The following is a 19,138-nucleotide window of genomic DNA, read 5'->3' as shown; positions in this document are numbered from 1 at the left end:
GGCTCAGGCGGCTGACTCCAGCAGTCCGCCCAGCGCGTTACAGGCCGAGACCACGCGCTGCAACTCCCGCCGCGACATGGTCGGATCGACGGGCAGCGCCAGGCACTCATCGGCCGCGCGCTCGGTCTCCGCGAGCCACAGATCGCGCCGGAAGCGCGCGGTGCGGTGCGCGGGTGTCTGTACGGGCACATGGCATACGACGCCGCGAGAACGCAGCGTACGGGCGAAGGCGTCCCGGTCCGGCCGGCCGTTGCCGGGAACCCGGACGACGTATTGCTGGTAGGTGTGTTCAACACCGGGCGCGACAGGCGGCGTGAGGACGCCACGCAGCTTTCCGTCCAGGTAGGCCGCGTTGGCCTGCCGCCGCAGTATCTCCCCGGCGGGCTCGCAGGCAGCCCCGTATCCGATCACCAGCACACCGTGCCGCTGGCCGAGCTCGGTGAGGGCCGCCATGTCGGCGGGATGTCCGAAGGTGTGAATGGCCACGATGGCCGCGGTCCTGGGCGTCAGCGCCCCGGCCACCGCGGCCGGGTCTATGCAGTAGGTATGGGCGTCGATGTCCGCGAACACCGGCCTGGCGCCGGCCAGCAGTACCGCTTCCGCGGCTGCGGGAGTGCCGTAGGACGGCACGATGACCTCGTCGCCCGGTCGCACACGCGCCCGGGTCAACTCATGCAGCAGCTCATCCGTAGGAGTCCCCATGAGCGGCATCGTGCCCAGGCAACATGAACACCGAGTGGCTCGCAACACAACAAGAGAAGAGCCCTGCCGGTGACCGAAGTCCCGGCAGGGCTCTCTGCAAAATTTGTTCGGCGGCGTCCTACTCTCCCACAGGGTCCCCCCTGCAGTACCATCGGCGCTGAAAGGCTTAGCTTCCGGGTTCGGAATGTAACCGGGCGTTTCCCTAACGCAATGACCACCGAAACACTATGAAGATTCAAACCGGACCCACACATACACATATGCGTGGGGGTCGGACGGTTCGTTGCTTCAGAACCAACACAGTGGACGCGAGCACCTGAGGACAAGCCCTCGGCCTATTAGTACCAGTCAACTCCACCGGTCACCCGGCTTCCATATCTGGCCTATCAACCCAGTCGTCTACTGGGAGCCTTAACCCATCAAGTGGGTGGGAGCCCTCATCTCGAAGCAGGCTTCCCGCTTAGATGCTTTCAGCGGTTATCCCTCCCGAACGTAGCCAACCAGCCATGCCCTTGGCAGAACAACTGGCACACCAGAGGTTCGTCCGTCCCGGTCCTCTCGTACTAGGGACAGCCCTTCTCAAGACTCCTACGCGCACAGCGGATAGGGACCGAACTGTCTCACGACGTTCTAAACCCAGCTCGCGTACCGCTTTAATGGGCGAACAGCCCAACCCTTGGGACCGACTCCAGCCCCAGGATGCGACGAGCCGACATCGAGGTGCCAAACCATCCCGTCGATATGGACTCTTGGGGAAGATCAGCCTGTTATCCCCGGGGTACCTTTTATCCGTTGAGCGACGGCGCTTCCACAAGCCACCGCCGGATCACTAGTCCCGACTTTCGTCCCTGCTCGACCCGTCGGTCTCACAGTCAAGCTCCCTTGTGCACTTACACTCAACACCTGATTGCCAACCAGGCTGAGGGAACCTTTGGGCGCCTCCGTTACCCTTTAGGAGGCAACCGCCCCAGTTAAACTACCCACCAGACACTGTCCCTGATCCGGATCACGGACCCAGGTTAGACATCCAGCACGACCAGAGTGGTATTTCAACAACGACTCCCCCTGAACTGGCGTCCAGAGATCACAGTCTCCCACCTATCCTACACAAGCCGAACCGAACACCAATATCAAGCTGTAGTAAAGGTCCCGGGGTCTTTCCGTCCTGCTGCGCGAAACGAGCATCTTTACTCGTAATGCAATTTCACCGGGCCTATGGTTGAGACAGTCGAGAAGTCGTTACGCCATTCGTGCAGGTCGGAACTTACCCGACAAGGAATTTCGCTACCTTAGGATGGTTATAGTTACCACCGCCGTTTACTGGCGCTTAAGTTCTCAGCCTCGCCCCATCGAAACAGAGCTAACCGGTCCCCTTAACGTTCCAGCACCGGGCAGGCGTCAGTCCGTATACATCGCCTTACGGCTTCGCACGGACCTGTGTTTTTAGTAAACAGTCGCTTCTCGCTGGTCTCTGCGGCCACCACCAGCTCACACCGCAAGGGTGATCACCAGCAATGGCCCCCCTTCTCCCGAAGTTACGGGGGCATTTTGCCGAGTTCCTTAACCATAGTTCACCCGAACGCCTCGGTATTCTCTACCTGACCACCTGAGTCGGTTTAGGGTACGGGCCGCCATGAAACTCGCTAGAGGCTTTTCTCGACAGCATAGGATCATCCACTTCACCACAATCGGCTCGGCATCAGGTCTCAGACACATACTGGACGGATTTACCTACCCAGCGTCCTACACCCTTACCCCGGGACAACCACCGCCCGGGCTGGACTACCTTCCTGCGTCACCCCATCACTTACCTACTACCACCTTGGACCGTCGGCTCCACCACTCCCCTCAACTCCGAAGAGATCAGGGCGGCTTCACGGACTTAGCATCAGAGGATTCGATACTGGGCGTTTCAAAGCGGGTACCGGAATATCAACCGGTTGTCCATCGACTACGCCTGTCGGCCTCGCCTTAGGTCCCGACTTACCCTGGGCAGATCAGCTTGACCCAGGAACCCTTAGTCAATCGGCGCACACGTTTCCCACGTGTGTATCGCTACTCATGCCTGCATTCTCACTCGTGAACCATCCACAACTCGCTTACACGGCTGCTTCACCCGGCACACGACGCTCCCCTACCCATCACAGCCCCCGTTAGGGGCATATGCTGCAATGACACGACTTCGGCGGTACGCTTGAGCCCCGCTACATTGTCGGCGCGGAATCACTTGACCAGTGAGCTATTACGCACTCTTTCAAGGATGGCTGCTTCTAAGCCAACCTCCTGGTTGTCTCTGCGACTCCACATCCTTTCCCACTTAGCGTACGCTTAGGGGCCTTAGTCGATGCTCTGGGCTGTTTCCCTCTCGACCATGGAGCTTATCCCCCACAGTCTCACTGCCGCGCTCTCACTTACCGGCATTCGGAGTTTGGCTAAGGTCAGTAACCCGGTAGGGCCCATCGCCTATCCAGTGCTCTACCTCCGGCAAGAAACACACGACGCTGCACCTAAATGCATTTCGGGGAGAACCAGCTATCACGGAGTTTGATTGGCCTTTCACCCCTAACCACAGGTCATCCCCCAGGTTTTCAACCCTGGTGGGTTCGGTCCTCCACGAAGTCTTACCTCCGCTTCAACCTGCCCATGGCTAGATCACTCCGCTTCGGGTCTTGAGCGCGCTACTCAACCGCCCTATTCGGACTCGCTTTCGCTACGGCTTCCCCACACGGGTTAACCTCGCAACACACCGCAAACTCGCAGGCTCATTCTTCAAAAGGCACGCAGTCACGACCGTGCTCCGAAGAACACGGCGACGCTCCCACGGCTTGTAGGCACACGGTTTCAGGTACTATTTCACTCCGCTCCCGCGGTACTTTTCACCATTCCCTCACGGTACTATCCGCTATCGGTCACCAGGGAATATTTAGGCTTAGCGGGTGGTCCCGCCAGATTCACACGGGATTTCTCGGGCCCCGTGCTACTTGGGAAATGAGCAAGCAAGCCATCACGATTTCGGCTACGGGGGTCTTACCCTCTACGCCGGACCTTTCGCATGTCCTTCGCCTATCGCAATGGTTTCTGACTCACCCAGCCGCCGGCAGACGACTGAAGCTCACTCCCACAACCCCGCATACGCAACCCCTGCCGGGTATCACACACATACGGTTTAGCCTCATCCAGTTTCGCTCGCCACTACTCCCGGAATCACGGTTGTTTTCTCTTCCTGCGGGTACTGAGATGTTTCACTTCCCCGCGTTCCCTCCACATACCCTATGTGTTCAGGTATGGGTGACAGCCCATGACGACTGCCGGGTTTCCCCATTCGGACACCCCCGGATCACAGCTCGGTTGACAGCTCCCCGGGGCCTATCGCGGCCTCCCACGTCCTTCATCGGTTCCTGGTGCCAAGGCATCCACCGTGCGCCCTTAAAAACTTGGCCACAGATGCTCGCGTCCACTGTGCAGTTCTCAAACAACGACCCGTACCCCGTCACCCACACCCTTACAGCGTGGTACACCGGGACCGGCCGAAGAGACGAGCGTTCCTGCCCGTACCTTCAGACACCCAACAGCGTGCCCGACATCATCCCGCCCGCTTGCTCTGTGTTCCACGCCGAAGCAGTACTAACAGACAAAGCATCCGAAACCATGCCGAGTAGTCAACGTTCCACCCATGAGCAACCGTGCAGGACACTTGCCTACAGTCGGCTATGCGCTCCTTAGAAAGGAGGTGATCCAGCCGCACCTTCCGGTACGGCTACCTTGTTACGACTTCGTCCCAATCGCCAGTCCCACCTTCGACGGCTCCCTCCACAAGGGTTGGGCCACCGGCTTCGGGTGTTACCGACTTTCGTGACGTGACGGGCGGTGTGTACAAGGCCCGGGAACGTATTCACCGCAGCAATGCTGATCTGCGATTACTAGCGACTCCGACTTCATGGGGTCGAGTTGCAGACCCCAATCCGAACTGAGACCGGCTTTTTGAGATTCGCTCCACCTCACGGCTTCGCAGCTCATTGTACCGGCCATTGTAGCACGTGTGCAGCCCAAGACATAAGGGGCATGATGACTTGACGTCGTCCCCACCTTCCTCCGAGTTGACCCCGGCAGTCTCCTGTGAGTCCCCATCACCCCGAAAGGCATGCTGGCAACACAGAACAAGGGTTGCGCTCGTTGCGGGACTTAACCCAACATCTCACGACACGAGCTGACGACAGCCATGCACCACCTGTACACCGACCACAAGGGGGACCCTGTCTCCAGAGTTTTCCGGTGTATGTCAAGCCTTGGTAAGGTTCTTCGCGTTGCGTCGAATTAAGCCACATGCTCCGCCGCTTGTGCGGGCCCCCGTCAATTCCTTTGAGTTTTAGCCTTGCGGCCGTACTCCCCAGGCGGGGAACTTAATGCGTTAGCTGCGGCACGGACAACGTGGAATGTCGCCCACACCTAGTTCCCAACGTTTACGGCGTGGACTACCAGGGTATCTAATCCTGTTCGCTCCCCACGCTTTCGCTCCTCAGCGTCAGTATCGGCCCAGAGATCCGCCTTCGCCACCGGTGTTCCTCCTGATATCTGCGCATTTCACCGCTACACCAGGAATTCCGATCTCCCCTACCGAACTCTAGCCTGCCCGTATCGAATGCAGACCCGGGGTTAAGCCCCGGGCTTTCACATCCGACGCGACAAGCCGCCTACGAGCTCTTTACGCCCAATAATTCCGGACAACGCTTGCGCCCTACGTATTACCGCGGCTGCTGGCACGTAGTTAGCCGGCGCTTCTTCTGCAGGTACCGTCACTTGCGCTTCTTCCCTGCTGAAAGAGGTTTACAACCCGAAGGCCGTCATCCCTCACGCGGCGTCGCTGCATCAGGCTTGCGCCCATTGTGCAATATTCCCCACTGCTGCCTCCCGTAGGAGTCTGGGCCGTGTCTCAGTCCCAGTGTGGCCGGTCGCCCTCTCAGGCCGGCTACCCGTCGTCGCCTTGGTAGGCCATCACCCCACCAACAAGCTGATAGGCCGCGGGCTCATCCTGCACCGCCGGAGCTTTCCACCACCAGACCATGCGGTCGGCAGTCATATCCGGTATTAGACCCCGTTTCCAGGGCTTGTCCCAGAGTGCAGGGCAGATTGCCCACGTGTTACTCACCCGTTCGCCACTAATCCCCGGCCGAAACCGGTTCATCGTTCGACTTGCATGTGTTAAGCACGCCGCCAGCGTTCGTCCTGAGCCAGGATCAAACTCTCCGTGAATGCTTCCGGGCTATCCCGGCAACACATCACGAGAGCGGAACCACCGGAGGAATAGTCCGATGGTTCACAGCGTCCTCGCTGTGTTTTTCTTCAAAGGAACCTCGTCCACGAGTGGACGGGGTATCAACATATCTGGCGTTGACTTTTGGCACGCTGTTGAGTTCTCAAGGAACGGACGCTTCCTTCGAAACCGTTTCACCGGCTTCTCCGGGCGCTTCCCTTCGGTGTTTCCAACCTTACCAGACCCGATTTCCGGTCGTTTCCGATCCGAATTCCGTTTCCGGTGGCCGCTGGAGGGCCTTGCCTTTCGGCTTCATCGACTTTATCAGAATTTCTCCGAGTCGATTTTCACCCCCGCCGGTGGGCTCCCCCGAAGGCCGTTGAGTGCTCCGGGTTCCCCTCTGGCGGAGCCGTAAACGTACTGGAGCGGGGCTCCTCGATGCAAATCGAGGAGCCCCGCCGGGTGTTCAGCGCCGGTGTGCGGCTGAGGGTGTGTCAGGCATGACGTCAGACCTCGACCACCACGGGAAGGATCATCGGGCGGCGACGGTAGCTGTCGGAGACCCACTTACCGACCGCGCGGCGCGCCAGCTGCTGGAGCTGATGCGGGTCCACGACCCCGTCGGAGGCCGACTTGGCCAGGGCATCCTCGATCCTCGGGATGACCGCGGAGAAGGCGGAGTCCTCGATACCGGAGCCCCTGGCCTGGATGTGCGGACCGCCCACGATCTTGCCGGTCGTGCTGTCGACGACCACGAAGATCGAGATGATGCCCTCGTCGCCGAGGATGCGGCGGTCCTTGAGCGAGGTCTCGGTGACATCGCCCACCGAGAGGCCGTCCACGTACACGTATCCCGCCTGCACCTTGCCGACGATCTTCGCGATGCCGTCGACCAGGTCCACCACGACACCGTCCTCGGCGATGACGCAACGGTTCTTCGGAACCCCGGTCAACGCGCCCAACTCGGCGTTGGCGCGCAGATGGCGCCATTCGCCGTGCACCGGCATCAGGTTCTTGGGCTTGCAGATGTTGTAGAAGTACAGCAGCTCGCCGGCCGAGGCATGGCCGGAGACATGGACCTTGGCGTTCCCCTTGTGGACGACCGTGGCGCCCCATCGCGTCAGTCCGTTGATGACCCGGTAGACCGCGTTCTCATTGCCGGGGATCAGCGACGAGGCCAGGATCACCGTGTCGCCCTCGACGATCCGGATCTGGTGATCGCGGTTGGCCATCCGGGAGAGCGCGGCCATCGGCTCGCCCTGGGAGCCCGTGCAGACGAGCACCACCTCGTCGTCCCGTAGGTCGTCGAGGGTCTTCACATCCACCACGAGACCGGCGGGCACCCGCAGATAGCCGAGGTCACGGGCGATGCCCATGTTGCGGACCATCGAGCGGCCGACGAAGGCGACCCTGCGCCCGTACTCATGCGCCGCGTCGAGGATCTGCTGGATGCGGTGCACATGGCTGGCGAAGCTGGCGACGATGATGCGCTTCTGCGCGTTGCCGAAGACCTGGCGCAGCACACCGGAGATATCGCGCTCGGGCGGTACGAACCCGGGGACCTCGGCGTTGGTGGAGTCCACCAGGAGCAGATCGATGCCCTCCTCGCCGAGCTTGGCGAACGCGGGCAGATCCGTGAGCCGACCGTCGAGCGGCAGCTGGTCCATCTTGAAGTCGCCGGTGTGCACGGCCATGCCGGCCGGGGTGCGGATGGCGACCGCCAGGGCGTCCGGGATGGAGTGGTTGACCGCGATGAACTCGCACTCGAAGGGGCCGATCCGCTCGCGGTGCCCCTCCTCGACCTCGAGGGTGTACGGACGGATCCGGTGCTCCTGAAGCTTCGCCTCGATCAGGGCGAGCGTCAGCTTGGAGCCGATCAGCGGGATGTCGGGCTTCTCGCGGAGCAGGAAGGGGACGCCGCCGATGTGGTCCTCATGGCCGTGGGTGAGGACGATGCCGTCGATGTCGTCGAGACGGTCCCGGATGGATGTGAAGTCCGGCAGGATCAGGTCGACTCCGGGCTGCTCCTCCTCGGGGAAGAGCACCCCGCAGTCGACGATCAGCAGCCGGCCGCCGTACTCGAAGACCGTCATGTTCCGGCCGATCTCACCGAGGCCGCCGAGCGGGGTGACGCGCAGACCGCCCTCGGGGAGCTTCGGCGGAGGGCCGAGCTCAGGATGCGGATGACTCAAAAGACTCTCCTCACCACGCGCGCCACATGCCCCCTGGGCACATGGCGCGCGTGACATTCGTGCACTTGCTGATGTGTCTGTATGCAGTTGTGAAGTATGAAGGTGCGAGTAATCGCCTCTTTGCTTAGAGCTGTACCCCGCCGGCGGCGAGATCGCGCTTCAGCTGTTCGGTTTCCTCGGCGGTCAGCTCGACCAACGGCAGGCGCAGCGGCCCCGCGGGCTGGCCCTGGAGGGCGAGCGCGGCCTTGGTCGTGATCACACCCTGGGTGCGGAACATGCCGGTGAAGACCGGCAGCAGCTTCTGGTGGATCTCCGTTGCCTTCGCGACGTCGCCCGCGAGATGAGCCTCGAGCATGGCCCGTAGCTCGGGGCTGACCAGATGGCCGACCACGGAGACGAAGCCGACCGCGCCGACCGACAGCAGCGGCAGGTTCAGCATGTCGTCGCCGGAGTACCAGGCGAGGCGGGAGCGGGCGATGGCCCAGCTGGCGCGTCCGAGGTCGCCCTTGGCGTCCTTGTTGGCGACGATGCGCGGGTGCTCGGCGAGCCGGACCATGGTCTCGGTGCCGATCGGGACACCGCTGCGGCCCGGGATGTCGTAGAGCATGACCGGCAGGCCGGTGGCGTCGGCGATGGCGGTGAAGTGCCGGAGGAGGCCTTCCTGCGGCGGCTTGCTGTAGTACGGCGTGACGGCCAGCAGCCCGTGGGCACCGGCCTGCTCGGCGGCGCGGGCGAGCTCCACGCTGTGCCGGGTGTCATTGGTGCCCGCTCCGGCCACGACATGGGCGCGGTCGCCGACCGCCTCCACCACGGCGCGTACGAGCTGGGCTTTCTCCGCATCGCTGGTGGTGGGGGACTCGCCGGTGGTGCCGTTGACGATCAGTCCGTCATTGCCGGCGTCCACCAGATGAGCAGCGAGTCGCTGGGCGCCGTCGAGGTCGAGCGCGCCGTCAGTGGTGAATGGCGTGACCATGGCGGTCAGCACCCGCCCGAAAGGGGTCTGCGATGTGGATGTCGGTGCCATGGGCTCCACGCTACTCGTAGCGCGCCCCACGGCGCTCGCTCGGGGCTGCGGACGGAGCGAAGAGATGGGACCCGGCACTGCCTGCTCGGGGGTTCAAGCAGTGCCGGGCCCGTTTGTTCAGCCTAGATGAACTTCTCGAAACGCCGCAATACGGACACTTCGCCCGATGATCCGTCCGAGGCGCGGGCCCCGCGCTACGGGGGTCGGCTACGGAGCCACTCGGCCGTTGGCGTTGAAGGCGGCGTGGGTGAGCGGCATCAACCCCGCCCAGTGCGCCTCCATCTTCTCCCCCACCATCTCGATCTCCCGCTGTGGGAAGGAGGGCACCGCGGCCTGCTCGTGCTGGGTGCGCAGGCCCAGAAAGTGCATCAGCGAGCGGGCGTTGCAGGTGGCGTACATCGAGGAGAACAGGCCGACCGGGAGCACGGCCCTGGCCACCTCGCGGGCCACTCCGGCGGCCAGCATCTCCTGGTACGCCTCATAGGCGTGGCGGTAGGCGTCCTCCATGACCCGGCCGGTCAGCTCGTGCTGCGCCGGGGTGCCCTCGACGAACTCGTACTTCCCCGGGCGGCCCTGCTGGATCAGCTTGCGGGCCTCCCCCGGGACGTAGAACACCGGCTCCAGACGGCGGTAGCGACCGGACTCCTCGTTGTACGACCAGCCCACGCGGTGCCGCATGAACTCGCGGAAGACGAAGATCGGGGCGCTGATGAAGAAGGTCATCGAGTTGTGCTCGAACGGGCTGCCGTGGCGGTCCCGCATCAGGAAGTTGATCAGCCCCTTGGAGCGCTCCGGGTCCTTGGTGACCTCCTCGAGGGACTGCTCACCCGCGGTGGAGACCCGCGCGGCCCACAACACGTCGGAGTCGGCAGCGCTGTGCTTGACCAGTTCGACGGTCACATCGCTGCGGAAACTGGCCTTCTCGATCTCGGCGGGGGTCTCGGTCACCGGGCGGGTCCTTCCATGGTGCGTCGCTCAGGGCGGCGCCCAGCTTACGGGGCACCACCGACAGTCCCGCTCAGCCGAAATTTTTGACTGAAGTCGCCGGATACGGGCACCCAATCGGTCATTCACACGTCCTACACATTGAAGTACTCACGTTCGAGGTTCCAAGGAGAGCCCGCAAATGTTCCGCCGGCGAGAGCCCGTGCCGTTCGCCTTCGTCGCCGAAGCCGACCGTTTCCGCAGCAATGTCACCCCACCGCCCCGACCCCGCGCCACACCGTCCCAGATCGCCGGACGGACCCTGATCGGGCTCACGATCGTCGCGGGGTTCATCGGCTCGTTGATGTTCGGGATACCCGCCCTCGACAGCCAGTCGCACCCCACCCACCAGATCCAGCAGTCAGAGGCGTCCGACGGACGCTGACCACCGCTGGGATAGCCTCACCCAGCACAGGCCCATCCGGACATGTGTGTGAGTGAGGAACTCCCGTGCCCCTGCCCTTCCTGACCGCCGACCGCGCCCGTGACAACGACGCGGCGGCCGGAGCGGACCCGCTCGGCTACGAGGACCCGGACCGCTGGCGCCGTCCCTACCGGCCGGGACCCTGGAGGGTCGGGGGCGCCGCTCTTCTGCTGCTGCTCGCCTCGTACGTCCTGTTCTCCGCGATGATCATCGCGATGGCGGGATCGCTGTCCGCGGCGGGGGTCTGCGTCGGCGTCGCGGCGCTGATGATCGTGACGGCCGTAAGGCTGGTGCGCAGCGGTGTCGTGGTGAACGCCCAGGGGCTGCGCCGGATCGGCCTCCTGCGCAGCACCACGGTGCGCTGGCAGGACATCGGCGCGATACGCACGGCCCAGCAGCCGGTCCGGTGGCTGGGCCTGCCACGCACCGTTCAAGGGCAGGCGCTGCTGCTCCAGCCGGTGCGCGGCGGAACGCCGGACACCCTGTTCACCAGCCATGACGCCGACTTCCTGGGCCAGGCGGAGAGCTTCGACAGGGCCGCCGACGCGATCGAGGGCTGGGCCGCCGCCCACCGCTGAGCCGTACCGCCGCCGAGCCTCCCGCAGCACCGCGGGCGACCAGGGTCAGCCCCCGGCCGCCCGCACCGGCTTGCCGTCGTGCAGGGCGATGGCGCGCTGCATCGCCTTACGGGCGCGCGCGGTGTCCCGTGCGTCGTGGTACGCCACGGCGAGCCGGAACCAGGACCGCCAGTCCTCCGGCGACTGCTCCGTCTCGGCCCGGCGCTTGGCGAACACGGCGTCCGCCGAGTCCCGGTCGATCCGCCCGCCGGGCGTCCGTACCAGTTCGTCGACCGGGAGGCCGCCCTCCGCCTCCAGCTCCCGGGCCAGCCGGTCCGCGCTCCGCGCGAACTGCGTGGTCTGCCACAGGAACCAGGCGCCGATGAGGGGCATCACCAGCACCGCCACACCGAAGACGACGGTGACCGGGGTGCCCTCCCGGATCAGTAGCACCCCACGGTCGCCGACCAGTACGAAGTAGACGACCAGGACGGCCGCGAGAACGAAATATGTGATCTTTGCGCGCACCGCTGTGCCCTCAGTCCAGATCCAGGAAGTGTTCCAGACCGAAGGTCAGGCCGGGGGTGGCCACCACGCGGCGGACGCCGAGCAGGATGCCGGGCATGAAGCTGCTGTGGTGGGTGGAGTCATGGCGGATGGTGAGCGTCTCGCCCTCGGCGCCCAGCAGGACCTCCTGATGGGCCAGGAGCCCGCGCAGCCGCACCGAGTGCACCGGCACCCCGTCCACGTCCGCGCCCCGCGCCCCGTCGAGCGCCGTGGCGGTGGCGTCCGGCTGCGGGGCGCAGCCGGCCTCCCGCCGGGCCTCGGCGATCAGCTGTGCGGTGCGCGCGGCCGTGCCGGAGGGGGCGTCCACCTTATTGGGGTGGTGCAGCTCGATGACCTCGACCGACTCGAAGAACCGGGCGGCCTGGCGGGCGAACCGCATGGTCAGCACGGCGCCGATGGAGAAGTTCGGCGCGATGAGCACACCGGTGGTCGGCGAGGCGTCGAGCCAGCCGCGCAGCCGCGCCAGGCGCTCGTCCGTCCAGCCGGTGGTGCCGACGACGCCGTGGATGCCGTTGCGGACGCAGAACTCGAGGTTGTCCATCACCGAGGCCGGTTCGGTCAGCTCGACCGCCACCTCGGCGCCCGTCTCGACCAGGGCATCGAGCTTGTCGCCCCGGCCCAGCGCGGCGACCAGTTCCAGGTCCTCGGCGCCCTCCACGGCTCGTACGGCCTCGGAGCCGATCCGGCCCTTGGCTCCGAGGACGGCCACACGCAGCTTGCTCATCGATCCTGTTTCCTTCGATCCGGGAGGCGGGGACTGACGCACCAACGGGTCAGGCGACGGCCTCGTCGAGACGCGCCGCCTGCTTGTCCTTCAGCGGGCCGATGACGGACAGCGAAGGACGGCGTCCCAGTACATCGCGCGCCACCTCGCGCACCTCGTCCGGGGTGACCTCCGCGATCCGCTCGAGCATGTCGTCCACCGACATCTGCTCGCCCCAGCACAGCTCGCTCTTGCCGATCCGGTTCATCAGCGCGCCGGTGTCCTCCAGGCCCAGCACGGTGGAGCCGGAGAGCTGGCCGACGGCGCGCCGCAGCTCCTCGTCGCTCAGGCCGTTCTCCGCGACCTGGACGAGCTCGTCGCGGCAGATCTTGAGGACGTCGTGCACCTGGTTCGGGCGGCAGCCGGCGTAGACGCCGAAGAGCCCGCAGTCGGCGAAGCTGGAGGTGTAGGAGTAGACGCTGTAGGCGAGGCCGCGCTTCTCCCGGACCTCCTGGAAGAGCCGGGAGCTCATCCCGCCGCCGAGCGCGGTGTTGAGCACCCCGAGCGCCCAGCGGCGGTCGTCGGTGCGCGGGATGCCGGGCATGCCGAGGACGACATGGGCCTGCTCGGTCTTGCGGTTCAGCAGCCCGACCCTGCCCGCCGTACGGATCGCACGGGTGCCGGCGCGCGGGGCGACCGGGGCCGCGTCGGCGCGGGACAGGGCGCCCGCCCTGTCGAACGCGGCGTGCACCTGGCGTACGACGTCGTCGTGGTCCACGTTGCCCGCGGCGGCGACGACCAGGTGCGTCGGGTCGTAGTGCTTCCGGTAGAAGCGGGCGATCTGGTCACGGCCCAGGGCGTTGACGGTGTCGACGGTGCCCAGGACCGGGCGGCCGAGCGGGGTGTCGCCGAGCATGGTGTGGGCGAACAGGTCGTGCACGCAGTCGCCGGGGTCGTCCTCGGTCATCGCGATCTCTTCGAGGACGACACCGCGCTCCGCGTCCACGTCCGCCGCGTTGATCACCGAGCCGGTCAGCATGTCGCAGACGACGTCGATGGCGAGCGGCAGATCGGTGTCGAGCACCCGCGCGTAGTAGCAGGTGTACTCCTTGGCGGTGAAGGCGTTCATCTCGCCGCCGACCGCGTCGATGGCGGCGGAGATGTCCAGCGCGCTGCGCCGCCGGGTGCCCTTGAAGAGCAGGTGCTCCAGGTAGTGGGTGGCTCCGCCGAGCGTACGGGTCTCGTCGCGCGAGCCGACGTGCGCCCAGATGCCGAAGGTGGCGGAGCGCACGGAGGGAAGGGTCTCGGTGACGACGCGCAGGCCCCCGGGGAGGGTCGTCCTGCGGACCGTGCCGATGCCGTTCTCGCCCTCGAGAAGCGTTTGGGTACGGGCGACGGCCCGCGCCTCCGAGGAGGTGCGGGCCGTCGTGCCGTCGTCGCGGGACGTCACTTGGCGCCCGGGGCGGAGCCACTGTTGGACGCAGCGTCCTTCGTCTGGGGCTTGGCCTCGGCCTGGGACTCGTCCGCGTCCGCGCCCTCCTCGTCCTCGATGACCGGGATGAGGGAGAGCTTGCCGCGCTGGTCGATCTCGGCGATCTCGACCTGGACCTTGGCGCCGACCTTCAGCACGTCCTCGACGTTCTCCACGCGCTTGCCGCCGGCGAGCTTGCGGATCTGCGAGATGTGCAGCAGGCCGTCCTTGCCCGGGAGCAGGGAGACGAACGCACCGAAGGTGGTGGTCTTCACGACCGTGCCCAGGTAGCGCTCGCCGACCTCCGGCATGGTCGGGTTGGCGATGCCGTTGATGGTCGCGCGGGCGGCCTCGGCGGCCGGGCCGTCGGCGGCACCGATGTAGATGGTGCCGTCGTCCTCGATGGTGATGTCGGCGCCGGTGTCCTCCTGGATCTGGTTGATCATCTTGCCCTTGGGGCCGATGACCTCACCGATCTTGTCGACCGGGATCTTCACGGTGATGATCCGCGGCGCGTTGGGGGACATCTCGTCCGGGACGTCGATGGCCTCGTTCATCACATCGAGGATGTGCAGCCGGGCGTCGCGGGCCTGCTTGAGGGCCGCGGCCAGCACGGACGCCGGAATGCCGTCCAGCTTGGTGTCCAGCTGGAGCGCGGTGACGAACTGCTTGGTGCCGGCGACCTTGAAGTCCATGTCGCCGAACGCGTCCTCCGCACCGAGGATGTCGGTGAGGGTGACGTAGTGGGTCTCGCCGTCGATCTCCTGGGAGATCAGGCCCATGGCGATGCCCGCGACCGGGGCCTTCAGCGGCACACCGGCGTTGAGCAGCGACATCGTCGAGGCGCAGACCGACCCCATGGAGGTCGAGCCGTTGGAGCCGAGCGCCTCGGAGACCTGGCGGATGGCGTACGGGAACTCCTCGCGCGTCGGCAGCACCGGCAGCAGCGCCCGCTCGGCCAGAGCGCCGTGGCCGATCTCGCGGCGCTTGGGGGAGCCGACGCGGCCGGTCTCACCGGTGGAGTACGGCGGGAAGTTGTAGTTGTGCATGTAGCGCTTGCGGGTCTCGGGCGCGAGCGTGTCCAGCTGCTGCTCCATGCGGAGCATGTTCAGCGTGGTGACGCCCAGGATCTGGGTCTCGCCGCGCTCGAACAGCGCCGAGCCGTGGACCCGCGGGATCGCCTCGACCTCGGCGGCGAGCGTACGGATGTCCGTGACGCCGCGGCCGTCGATGCGCTTCTTCTCCTTGATGACGCGCTCGCGCACCACGGCCTTGGTCAGCGCGCGGTACGCCGCCGAGATCTCCTTCTCGCGCCCCTCGAACTGCGGCAGCAGCTTCTCTGCGGCCACGCCCTTGACGCGGTCCAGCTCGGTCTCGCGCTCCTGCTTGCCCGCGATGGTCAGCGCCTGGGCCAGCTCGTCACGGACGGCGGCGGTGAGCGCCTCCAGGACGTCGTCCTGGTAGTCGAGGAAGATCGGGAACTCGGCGGTCGGCTTGGCGGCCTTGGCGGCGAGGTCGGCCTGCGCCTTGCACAGGACCTTGATGAAGGGCTTCGACGCCTCAAGGCCGGCCGCGACGATCTCCTCGGTGGGAGCCTCGGCGCCGTCCTTGACCAGCTGGATGGTCTTGTCGGTGGCCTCGGCCTCGACCATCATGATCGCGACATCGCCGTCCTCGAGCACCCGGCCGGCGACGACCATGTCGAAGACGGCCTCCTCCAGCTCGGAGTGGGTCGGGAAGGCCACCCACTGGCCCCTGATCAGGGCGACGCGGGTACCGCCGATGGGGCCCGAGAAGGGCAGCCCGGCCAACTGCGTGGAGCAGGAGGCGGCGTTGATCGCGACCACGTCGTAGAGGTGGTCGGGGTTGAGCGCCATGATCGTCTCGACGACCTGGATCTCGTTGCGCAGGCCCTTCTTGAAGGACGGGCGCAGCGGGCGGTCGATCAGACGGCAGGTGAGGATCGCGTCCTCGGAGGGGCGGCCCTCACGGCGGAAGAACGAGCCGGGGATGCGCCCCGCCGCGTACATCCGCTCCTCGACGTCGACCGTGAGCGGGAAGAAGTCGAGCTGGTCCTTGGGGTTCTTGGAAACGGTGGTGGCCGACAGCACCATGGTGTCGTCGTCCAGGTAGGCCACGGCCGAACCGGCGGCCTGACGGGCCAGACGGCCCGTCTCGAAACGGATGGTGCGGGTGCCGAAGGTGCCGTTGTCAATGACCGCTTCGGCGTAGTGGGTCTCGTTCTCCACCAGGGAAATCTCCTCTTCTGCGTCCCTCGTCCGTGTGACGGTGGACGGTGGTGGAGCAGCGCCCCCGGGCCTTACTGGCCGGCGCCGGGCCGGTCTTCGATCGAAGCCACCGGAATTGCCAGTTCCGGGAGCCACTACCGAGGACCGGCTCCTGTGGCGCCGGTGCGGCGGGAATGAGGCGCTCCTCCTCGTTCGTTATGGCGTTGTTGGGACCAGACTACAAAGCTTCGGCCGTCATCACGACGGCTGTGTCGTCCGGCCCCTACGGTACGTAGCGCCAACGCTACGCACCGGCGCGAAGACCGTACGGGTCACCATTGGCTCACCTTTGGCTGAAACCGTACGGCGCCGCGTATGGCAAAGGGAGCGGCCCCCGTCGCGGGAACCGCTCCCTCCTTGACGTCTTACTTGGCGCCCGCCGCGCCGCGGCGGATGCCCAGGCGCTCGACCAGCGCACGGAAGCGCGTGATGTCCTTCTTCGCCAGGTACTGCAACAGGCGGCGGCGCTGGCCGACCAGGAGCAGCAGACCCCGGCGGGAGTGGTGGTCGTGCTTGTGGGTCTTGAGGTGCTCGGTGAGGTCGGAGATGCGGCGCGTGAGCAGCGCGACCTGCACCTCGGGGGAGCCGGTGTCGCCCTCCTTGGTGGCGAACTCGGTCATGATCTGCTTCTTGGTAGCGGCGTCGAGCGACACTCGGTACTCCTTGCTTTCGTCATCAGCCGCCGAGTGCCCCTGGTCGTTGTCTCAGGGGATCTTCCGTGACTCGGGAGGCGGGGTCCGCTGGGCGCTGTCTCCCGAGACTCGAAGCCTCCGGGGACGCGTACGCAAACGGCCAGCACACAGGGTACCAGCGTCTTGGTGGGGGGTGTGCGGGGGTGGGGGTGGTGGGGTGTCCGGGGCCGCGGTCCTAGAAGACCGGCATGGCGGTGAGCGTGCCGTTGTGCAGCATGAAGACGCGGTTGCCGGCCGCGGCCAGCGCCCAGCGGCCCTCGGTGCCCTGAGTGTAGGGCCAGGCGAGGCGTCCGCCGCGGATGTCCACCGCCGCGACACCTCGTGAACCGGCCTCCCCGGCGCCCGCCCAGACGCTGTTCCCCGCGATCACAGGGGCGTCCCGGGAGCTGTCCTCGGAGGCGAACGTGAGCGTCCAGGCGTCCGTTCCGTCGTCCGTACGGCGGGCCGAGAGATCGGTGGCGTCCACGGCGTAGACGACGCCCTTCGCGACGACGGGTGCGCTCCAGCCGCGCCCGCCACCGCTGGGCTGGGCCCATTTCTTCTCGCCCGTGGACAGCGTGAGCGCGGTAAGGGAGCGGCCGCCCAGGTAGACGGTGCCATCGGCGACGGCGGGGGCCAGGGCCGAGGTTCCGTGCCGTGCGGGTCCCCAGATGGTTTTCCCACGGGCCGCGTCGACCGCCACGACCTGGCCATCTCCACCGCAGACCACCAGATGGCCGTCGGCCGCCACGGCCGCCGCCGGGCTCTTCCCCGAGGTCTTCACCGGCGAGGGCACAGTCCACAGGGACGTATGAGACGTCAGCGCGACGGCGCGCAGCTCACCACCACGGGTGGCGACGTAGACGGCCTTGTCGTCCACCGCGAGCAGCGTCGCCGCGTCCGCGGCCGATGCCTTCCACCGCTCCTCGCCGTTCCGGGCGTCCAATGCGCGGAGCGCGCCCTTGCCGTCGACCGTAAGGACGGTGTCATCGGATACGGCGAGGAGGCGTCCGGTCAGTCCGGCTGCCCGGGAGGTCCAACGGGCCCGGCCGGTGCGGACGGCGTAGGCCCGTAGACGGCCGCCCTCGGCCGGGGCCACGACGACGTCATGAACGGGAAGCGGGGCGGGCGTCCGCGCATCGGCGGCGCCGATGGATCCGAGGCTCACGGGGCCCCACAGGGTCGACGGGGCCGTCCCCTCGTCGTAGTGGGCCAGCGGCTCGGCCTCCCAGGGCCGCCCGTCGGCCTCCGCCTCGTCGCCGCGCAGCAGCCACCACGCGACGCCTCCCCCACCCGCCGCGAGCACGGCGCCGCCCGCGGCGAGCGTGCCGATGAGCCGCCGCCTGGAGGGGCCCGGCCGGTCGCCGGGCAGGGCGGCCATGCGCCGGGCGTCCGCCTCGCGCCGCGCGATGTCCTGCGCGAGCGGCCCGCTCCTCCAGACCCGGTCCGCGCCCCGGGGCGGCGCCAGCGCCCGGCCGATCCAGTCGAGACCGGGCCGGGCCCCGGGGTCCTTGGCCAGACAGGGCTCGACCAGGGGCCGCAGCGCCCCGGGCACCGCGCCCAACTCCGGCTCGCCGTGCACCACCTGGTACTGCACGGCGGCCACATGGCCGCCCTCGTAGACCGGCCGCCCGCCCGCCGCGTAGGCGAGGACCACTCCGAGGGAGAACACATCGCCCGAGGGGCCGGTCCGCTGCCCCAGGACCTGTTCGGGCGGGGCGTAGCCGGGGGTGGCGACGGTCTGCCCGGTGGTGGTCAGGGTCAGCCCGTGCTCGGGCCTGGCGATCCCGAAGTCGATGATCCTTGGACCGCGGGAGGTGAGCACGATGTTGGAGGGTTTGAGGTCACGGTGGACCAGCCCGGCACCGTGGATGTCGTGGAGCGCACGGACGAGCGCGGCTCCCAACGCCCTTACGGCGGGCTCCTCCAGTGCGCCGTACCGCTCCACGGCCTGGTCGAGCGTGGGTCCGGCGAGGAACTCCGTGGCGATCCACGGCCGCCCGCCCTCTGTCTGTGCCGCGAGCACCCGCGCCACCCCGTCGCCCCGAACGGCCTGGGCCGCGTGCGCCTCGCGCACGAAACGCTGGGCCATATGGGGGTCGTGGGCCGCTTCGGGCCGCAGCACCTTGATCGCCGCGATCCGACCCCCGGAATCCCGCCCCAGGTAGACCTGGCCCATGCCGCCCGCCCCGAGCACGCCGGTGAGGCGGTACGGGCCGAGGCGCAGCGGGTCGCCGGTGCCGAGAGGGTTCATGGACGGAGGCTCCTAGGGGTGGGACGGCGCGATGGGACGAGTCCGGGTCC

General features: G+C 66.6%; 12 protein-coding genes and 3 rRNA genes. 2 read left to right on the top strand and 13 right to left on the bottom strand.

What is annotated here, in order from left to right; all coding sequences use genetic code 11:
- Nucleotides 1–3: 3 nt before the first annotated feature.
- From ACJX2R_RS36415 to thyX, 7 genes are all read right to left on the bottom strand, one after another.
- Nucleotides 4–702 carry a DegT/DnrJ/EryC1/StrS family aminotransferase gene (locus ACJX2R_RS36415; RefSeq protein WP_413103549.1) on the bottom strand — a complete coding sequence of 233 codons (699 nt, stop codon included), beginning with the start codon at nucleotides 700–702 and terminating at the stop codon, nucleotides 4–6.
- A 105-nt stretch (nucleotides 703–807) separates the two neighbouring features.
- Nucleotides 808–924 (bottom strand): 5S ribosomal RNA (gene rrf / locus ACJX2R_RS36410).
- A 96-nt stretch (nucleotides 925–1,020) separates the two neighbouring features.
- Nucleotides 1,021–4,142: ribosomal RNA gene (locus ACJX2R_RS36405) — 23S ribosomal RNA — on the bottom strand.
- A gap of 283 nt (nucleotides 4,143–4,425) precedes the next feature.
- Nucleotides 4,426–5,952, bottom strand: a 16S ribosomal RNA gene (locus ACJX2R_RS36400).
- Together the 16S, 23S and 5S rRNA genes form the textbook arrangement of a ribosomal RNA operon.
- 507 nt (nucleotides 5,953–6,459) lie before the next feature.
- Nucleotides 6,460–8,145, bottom strand: coding sequence for a ribonuclease J (locus ACJX2R_RS36395; RefSeq protein WP_262705678.1), 1,686 nt, complete (start codon nucleotides 8,143–8,145; stop codon nucleotides 6,460–6,462).
- A 124-nt stretch (nucleotides 8,146–8,269) separates the two neighbouring features.
- On the bottom strand, nucleotides 8,270–9,169 hold the full coding sequence (gene dapA / locus ACJX2R_RS36390) for a 4-hydroxy-tetrahydrodipicolinate synthase (protein WP_210946273.1): 900 nt from the start codon (nucleotides 9,167–9,169) through the stop codon (nucleotides 8,270–8,272).
- A gap of 207 nt (nucleotides 9,170–9,376) precedes the next feature.
- Nucleotides 9,377–10,117, bottom strand: coding sequence for an FAD-dependent thymidylate synthase (gene thyX, locus ACJX2R_RS36385; RefSeq protein ID WP_262705677.1), 741 nt, complete (start codon nucleotides 10,115–10,117; stop codon nucleotides 9,377–9,379).
- Nucleotides 10,118–10,295: 178 nt separating this feature from the next.
- On the opposite strand from thyX, the gene ACJX2R_RS36380 reads away from it, so the two are divergent.
- Together ACJX2R_RS36380 and ACJX2R_RS36375 are read left to right on the top strand one after the other, a co-directional pair.
- A complete protein-coding gene (locus tag ACJX2R_RS36380) occupies nucleotides 10,296–10,538 on the top strand; it encodes a hypothetical protein (RefSeq protein WP_020868047.1) in 243 nt (80 codons plus the stop codon).
- A gap of 65 nt (nucleotides 10,539–10,603) precedes the next feature.
- A complete protein-coding gene (locus ACJX2R_RS36375) occupies nucleotides 10,604–11,155 on the top strand; it encodes a hypothetical protein (RefSeq protein WP_413103548.1) in 552 nt (183 codons plus the stop codon).
- A 45-nt stretch (nucleotides 11,156–11,200) separates the two neighbouring features.
- On the opposite strand, the gene ACJX2R_RS36370 is transcribed toward ACJX2R_RS36375, so the two are convergent.
- From ACJX2R_RS36370 to ACJX2R_RS36345, 6 genes are all read right to left on the bottom strand, one after another.
- Nucleotides 11,201–11,662, bottom strand: a complete 462-nt coding sequence (locus tag ACJX2R_RS36370; protein ID WP_413103547.1) for a hypothetical protein — start codon at nucleotides 11,660–11,662, stop codon at nucleotides 11,201–11,203.
- A gap of 10 nt (nucleotides 11,663–11,672) precedes the next feature.
- Nucleotides 11,673–12,425 carry a 4-hydroxy-tetrahydrodipicolinate reductase gene (gene dapB / locus ACJX2R_RS36365; RefSeq protein ID WP_413103546.1) on the bottom strand — a complete coding sequence of 251 codons (753 nt, stop codon included), beginning with the start codon at nucleotides 12,423–12,425 and terminating at the stop codon, nucleotides 11,673–11,675.
- Nucleotides 12,426–12,474: 49 nt separating this feature from the next.
- Nucleotides 12,475–13,854, bottom strand: coding sequence for a M16 family metallopeptidase (locus ACJX2R_RS36360; protein WP_413103545.1), 1,380 nt, complete (start codon nucleotides 13,852–13,854; stop codon nucleotides 12,475–12,477).
- Entirely contained in the window at nucleotides 13,851–16,124 is a 2,274-nt protein-coding gene (locus ACJX2R_RS36355; protein ID WP_413103544.1) for a polyribonucleotide nucleotidyltransferase, read from the bottom strand. Before ACJX2R_RS36355 ends, ACJX2R_RS36360 begins: the two co-directional genes overlap by 4 nt.
- A gap of 404 nt (nucleotides 16,125–16,528) precedes the next feature.
- On the bottom strand, nucleotides 16,529–16,816 hold the full coding sequence (gene rpsO, locus ACJX2R_RS36350; RefSeq protein ID WP_020868053.1) for a 30S ribosomal protein S15: 288 nt from the start codon (nucleotides 16,814–16,816) through the stop codon (nucleotides 16,529–16,531).
- Nucleotides 16,817–17,030: 214 nt separating this feature from the next.
- Nucleotides 17,031–19,088, bottom strand: coding sequence for a serine/threonine-protein kinase (locus ACJX2R_RS36345; RefSeq protein WP_413103543.1), 2,058 nt, complete (start codon nucleotides 19,086–19,088; stop codon nucleotides 17,031–17,033).
- Between the last annotated feature and the right edge of the window lie 50 nt (nucleotides 19,089–19,138).

Source organism: Streptomyces sp. Inha503, from assembly GCF_047215865.1.
Lineage (GTDB): Bacteria > Actinomycetota > Actinomycetes > Streptomycetales > Streptomycetaceae > Streptomyces > Streptomyces lycopersici.
Note: the sequence above shows the minus strand (reverse complement) of the source record. Positions and strands in the feature narration are given on the sequence as shown.

Coding starts and splice junctions, on each gene's coding strand:
- ACJX2R_RS36380 (WP_020868047.1), top strand. CDS start 10,296: ATGTTCCGCCGGCGAGAGCCCGTGCCGTTCGCCTTCGTCGCCGAAGCC.
- dapA (WP_210946273.1), bottom strand. CDS start 9,169: ATGGCACCGACATCCACATCGCAGACCCCTTTCGGGCGGGTGCTGACC.
- ACJX2R_RS36345 (WP_413103543.1), bottom strand. CDS start 19,088: ATGAACCCTCTCGGCACCGGCGACCCGCTGCGCCTCGGCCCGTACCGC.
- ACJX2R_RS36415 (WP_413103549.1), bottom strand. CDS start 702: ATGGGGACTCCTACGGATGAGCTGCTGCATGAGTTGACCCGGGCGCGT.
- dapB (WP_413103546.1), bottom strand. CDS start 12,425: ATGAGCAAGCTGCGTGTGGCCGTCCTCGGAGCCAAGGGCCGGATCGGC.